We start from the raw sequence: 6,000 nt of genomic DNA on the forward strand, positions 1-6,000 counted from the left end.
GTCGAAAAAATGCAGGGGGAGGGGAGGCCGAATCCGGCCAACCCCTCCCCCGGGTACTGCGTACTACGGTTTAGCTGTGGTCGACGTTCAGCTTGCCCTTCTGCAGCAGGTCATTGATGATGGCCTGGTTGTTGAGCTGGCCGCCTTGCGTCAGGTCGACGTTCTCCAGCACGATCTTCTGGTCGGCGCCCTGGGCAGCGAGCTGGCCCTTGGTGTTGACGTCGATGACCGTGTTGTTGCCTTCCTTGTGGAAGTTCAGGTACTGGGTCAGCGTGCTGTCCTTCTCGCCGACCAGCAGTTCCTTCAGATCCAGGATGTCGCCGCCATCGGTCGGCTTGGCGATCGAGAAGTCCTTGATCGTGTCCACCGCCGGCTTGGCCGTCGTGCCCTGGTCGTTCAGCTCCCACTTGAAGGTGTCGCTGCCGGCGCCGCCGACCAGCGTGTCGTCGCCCTTGCCGCCGACCAGCAGGTCGCTGCCGTTGCCGCCTTCCAGGTAGTCGTTGCCCGAACCGCCGTACAGCTTGTCGTCGCCGTCGCCGCCGTACAGCTTGTCGTCGCCCGCGCCGCCGTAGATGATGTCATTGCCATCATCGCCGTACAGGGTGTCGTTGCCGCCCTGGCCGTAGATGATGTCGTTGCCGGTACCGCCGTGGATGATGTCATCCCCGCCGCGCGGGTCGTCGGGCAGGTTGAAGTCGGCGTGGTGGTCCTTGATGTACTGGTACAGGTCGCCGTTGGTCGGCGCATGTCCGTCGCGCATCTCCAGGAACACCTGCAGCGCCTTCAGGCCCGAACCCGCCGCCAGATCGGCCGGACGGCCGCCCACGGAGGCCCAGTTCAGGACCGCGCCGTCAGTGTTGAGCGTATCGCCGAAGATGATGTCGTTGCCGGCGCCGCCGTTGATGATGTCGTTTCCGACAGCCGCCGGATCCGTGCTGGTCGAGCCGCCTTGCAGCGCGGCGGCGAGATCCTTGGCGGTGTTGACGATCTGGGGCTGACCGGTGGGGCCGGTGACTGTCTGGTAGCCTTCCCACCAATTCCCGGTCGGGAGCGAAACCGAGCCGGTCCCGGTGACATTGGTGTTGTCGAAGAACTTCAGGTAGCCCTCGTTGACGCCATTGCCGATACCGATGGCATGCACGGTGCTCTTGCCGCTCAGGCTCTTGAAGGCATTGATGGCATCCAGCATGTCGCGGTACTCGGTGGAATTGCCGCCGCCGTTGCTGCCGTTGTTGCTGAAGGTGGGGTCACCGTCGGTCAGGAAGTACGTGACATTCTCGAACGGCTTGCCGTTGGCCGAGGTGGGCTGTTTGTTGAACCAGCTGACCGTCTTCAGGAATGCGTCTTCGTAGTTGGTGCCGCCATTGGCGGACAGCTTTTCGATGGCCTTGATCAGGTCGCCGACGTTGTCCTTGGTCAGGCCGTTGATGCTGTACTTGCTGGAAGCCGACGACTCGAAGCCGATCAACGTTACGTTGACGATGCCGTCATGCTTGGACAGGGTGGTGGCCAGGTTCTTGAGCGCGTCGATGGTGAGCTGCATGCGGCTCAGGTTGTTCGTGCCGGAGGCATCCTTCATGCTGCCCGACGTATCGACGACGATTGCGATGTTGTAGTTCTTGCCCGGCTCGACTGTCGTGACCGTGCCGCCCTTGTCGCCAAGGATGACGTCGTCGCCGCTGCCGCCGTTGATCGGCGGATTGGTGCCGGTGCCGCTGCCTTCGTTGCCGCCCGAGATGAAGTTGTTGGTCTTGATGGCGAAGTTGTAGTCGCCCGACGTGTCCTTGCCGCCATTGGCCGTGCCGCCGTCGTCGCGGACCTGGAAGCCGAACGAGGTGTCCTGACCCGAGGCGGACGGCGTGTAGACCAGCTTGCCCGCGGTGATATCAGCGGCCGAGATCGCGGTGTTCGCCGTGACCGGCTGGCCGTTCAGCGTCAGCGTGCCGTCGGTCGGCAGACGCGTGATGATCACGCTCTGCAGGTTGTTGCCTTCGGCGCCATCGCTGAAGTTGAATTCGGCGATGTTGAAGGTGTGGCTGGAGCCCACGTCCACGCTGGTGGCATTGTCAGCGGCCACCGGCGCGTCGTTGGTGCCGACCACGTCGATCGTGATGGTCTGCTTGGCCGAACCGTCGGCAGAAACGACTTCGAAGGTTTCCTTGACCACCTGACCGGGTTTCAGATCCTGCACCACCTGCGAGCTGTTGTTCAGCGAATAGGTCCAGTTGCCATTGGCATCGATCGAGAACGTGCCGTACTTGCCAGCGGCATTGGTCTGGGCGACCACGCTGCTCTGGCCAGCGTCGGCGTCGGAGACCGTCAGCTTGCCGGATGAGAGCAACGTGTTGTCCTCGATCACCGCGCCGGTAGACTGGCCGGTGATCTTGGCGACGTCGTTGGTGCCGGTGATGGTGACGGTGATTTCCTGGGTCGCCGTGCCGCCCTTGCCGTCATTGACTGTGACGGTGATGGTGTCGGTGACCGTCTGGCCTTCGACCAGGGCCTGGACCTTGGCGCTGGCGTTGTCCAGCGTATAGGTCCACTTGCCTGTCTGGTCGAGCGTGAACTTGCCGTACTGGCCATTGCCGCTGTTGGCGATGGACCAGGTGTGGGTGTCGTTCGTGTCGATGTCGCTCTTGGTCAGCTGGCCGGCGGTCGTCAGCGTGCCGTCTTCCTTCACCGCGCCGGTGGCGACGCCGCCAATGGTCGGGTTGTCATTGGCGCCCGTGATGGTGATAGTGATGTCCTTGGTCGCCGTGCCGCCCTTGCCGTCGCTGATCGTGACGGTGATGGTGTCGGTGACCGTCTGGCCCGCGGCCAGGGACTGCACCTTGGTGCTGCCGTTGTCCAGCACGTACGTCCACTTGCCAGTCTGATCGAGCGTGAACTTGCCGTACTGGCCGTTGCCGTTGTTGGCAATGCTCCAGGTGTGCGTATCGGTGGCGTCGACGTCCGTCTTGGTCAGCTGGCCCGTTACGGTGGTGACGGCGGCATCTTCCGTCACTGCGCCGGTGGCCACGCCGCCTATGGTCGGGGCGTCGTTGGTGCCGGTGATGGTGACGGTGATTTCCTGGGTCGCCGTGCCGCCCTTGCCGTCATTGACCGTGACGATGATGGTGTCGGTCGCCGTCTGGCCTTCGGCCAGGGCCTGGACCTGGGCGCTCTTGTTGTCGAGCACGTAGGTCCACTTGCCGGTCTGGTCGACGGTGAACTTGCCATACTGGCCATTGCCGTTGTTGGCGATGGACCAGGTATGGGTGTCGTTGGTGTCGACGTCGCTCTTGGTCAGTTGGCCGGACACCGTGGTCGTGCCGTCTTCCTTCACCGCGCCCGCAGCCACGCCGCCGATGGTCGGGGCGTCATTGGTGCCGTTGATGGTGACGGTGACGGTGCCCTTGGTGCCGTCGGCGGTGACGACCTCGAAGGTCTCGACCAGCTTCTCGCCCACGCCCAGGGCCTGGACCTTGGGATCGGCGTTGTCAAGCTCGTATTTCCAGTTGCCGTTGGCGTCGATCGAGAACTTGCCGTGATCGCCCTTGAAGTCGGTCTGGGGCTTGAACGAGGCTTCGCCGGCATCCTTGTCGGTGACGTTGAGCTTGCCGTTGGCCGTATAGACCTTGTCTTCGGTGACCGAACCGGCGTCGTCGCCCGGCTTGCTCGGGGTGATGACGGCGGCGTCGTTGGTGCCGGTAATGGTGACGGTGACGACCTGGGTGGCGGTGCCGCCATGGCCGTCGTCGACGGTCACGGTGATGGTGTCGGTGACCTTCTGACCTTCCTTCAGGGCTTGGACCTGGGCGCTGTCGTTGTCCAGCTTGTAGGTCCACTTCCCGTTGGTGTCGACCGAGAAGGTGCCGTACTGGCCCTTGCCGTTGTCGTTGACCGACCAGGTGTGTTTGTCGTTGACGTCCACGTCGGTCTTGGTCAGTTGGCCCGACACTTCCTGCGTGCCGTCTTCCTTGACATCGCCCGTGGCCACGCCGCCGATGGTCGGCTTATCGTTGGTGCCGTTGACGGTGATGGTGACCGTGCCGGTGGTGCCGTCGGCGGTGGTGACCGTGAAGGTCTCGGTCAGCTTCTCGCCGGCGCCCAGGGCCTGGACCTTGGGATCGCTGTTGTTGAGCTCGTACTTCCAGTTGCCGTTGGCGTCGATGGAGAACTTGCCATACGTGCCCGCGATGTCGGTCTGGGGCTTGAACACGGCCTCGCCCTTGTCGGGGTCGACCACGTCCAGCTTGCCGTTGGCGGTGAGCTTGTCGTCTTCGGTCACCGAGCCCTTGTCGTCGCCCGGCTTGCTCGGGGTGATGATGGCGCCGTCGTTGGTGCCGTTGATCTTGACGGTGATGGTCTCGGGGGTCTTGCCACCCTTGCCATCATCCACGTAGACGGTGAAGGTCTCGGTGATGGACTCGCCGGTCTTCAGTTCCTTGACGGACGTGTTGGCGGGATCCAGGTTATAGGTCCACTTGCCGGTCTGGTCGACGGTGAAGGTGCCGTACTTGCCCTTGCCGTCGTTGCTGACGGACCAGGTGTGGGTGTCGTTGACGTCGACGTCGGTCTTGCCGAGCTGGCCGGTGGCGCTGGTGTTGCCGCCATCGGTGACTTCGCCGGAGGCCTGGCCGCTGATGACCGGGGCGTCGTTGGTGCCATTGATGGTGACGGTGACGGTGCCCTTGGTGCCGTCGGCGGTGACGACTTCGAAGGTCTCGACCAGCTTCTCGCCCACGCCCAGGGCCTGGACCTTGGGATCGTTGTTGTCGAGTTCGTACTTCCAGTTGCCGTTGGCATCGATCGAGAACTTGCCGTGATCGCCCTTGAAGTCGGTCTGGGGCTTGAACGAGGCTTCGCCGGCGTCCTTGTCGGTGACATCCAGCTTGCCGCCGGTGGTGAGCTTGTCGTCTTCCTTGACCGAACCGGCGTCGTCACCCGGCTTGCTCGGGGTGATGACGGCCGCGTCGTTGGTGCCGGTGATGGTGACGGTGATGACCTGGGTGGCGGTGCCGCCGTTGCCGTCGTCGACGGTGACGGTGATGGTGTCGGTGACCTTCTGGCCTTCGGCCAGGGCCTGCACCTGGGCGCTCTTGTTGTCCAGCACATAGGTCCACTTGCCGGTGGCGTCGACGGTGAAGGTGCCGTACTGGCCCTTGCCGTCGTTGTTGACGGACCAGGTGTGCTTATCGGTGGCGTCGATGTCGTGCTGGGTCAGCTGGCCGGTGGTGGTCAGCGTGCCGTCTTCCTTGACGTCGCCGGTGGCCAGGCCCGTGATGGTCGGCTTGTCGTTGGTGCCGTTGATGGTGATGACGACCTGGCCGGTGGTGCCGTCAGCGGTCGTGACCGTGAATTTCTCGGTCAGCGAGTCCTTGGCGCCGAGCTGCTGGATGGCCTTGGCGTCGTTGTCGAGCTTGAAGGTCCAGTTGCCGTTGGCGTCGATGGAGAAGGTGCCGTACTGGCCCTTGAAGTCGGTCTGGGGCTTGAACACGGCCTCGCCGGCGTCCGGGTCGGTGACATCGAGCTTGCCGCTGGCGGTCAGTTCCTTGTCTTCCGTGACCGTGCCCTTGTCGTCACCCGGCTTGCTCGGAGTGATGACGGCGCCGTCGCTGGTGCCATCGACCGTGATGGTGATGGTCTGCGTGGCCTTGCCGCCATGGCCGTCGTCGACGGTCACGGTGATGGTGTCGGTCACATGCTCGCCGTCCTTGAGCGCCTTGACGTCAGGATTGGAGTTGTCGAGCTTGTAGGTCCACTTGCCATTCTGGTCAACGGTGAACGAACCGTACTTGCCCTTGCCGTCGTCGTTGACGGACCAGGTGTGCGTGTCGTTGGTGTCGACGTCGTGCTGGGTCAGCTGGCCGGTCACGTCCTGGTTGCTGCCTTCCTTGATCTGGCCGGTCGCGGTGCCGGAGATGGTCGGGGCATCGTTGGTGCCGGTGACGGTGACGGTGATGACTTGCGTGGCGGTGCCGCCGTTGCCGTCGTCGACGGTCACGGTGATGGTGTCGG

General features: G+C 63.6%; 1 protein-coding gene. It reads right to left on the bottom strand.

Translation table 11 applies throughout. The annotated features are described in order from the left end of the window. Positions 1–70 precede the first annotated feature (70 nt). Positions 71–5,986, bottom strand: a complete 5,916-nt coding sequence (locus AC6LJ5_RS23820; protein ID WP_498141794.1) for a VCBS domain-containing protein — start codon at positions 5,984–5,986, stop codon at positions 71–73. Positions 5,987–6,000 lie beyond the last annotated feature (14 nt).

It is taken from the genome of Achromobacter sp. 1011791174 (assembly GCF_059760925.1).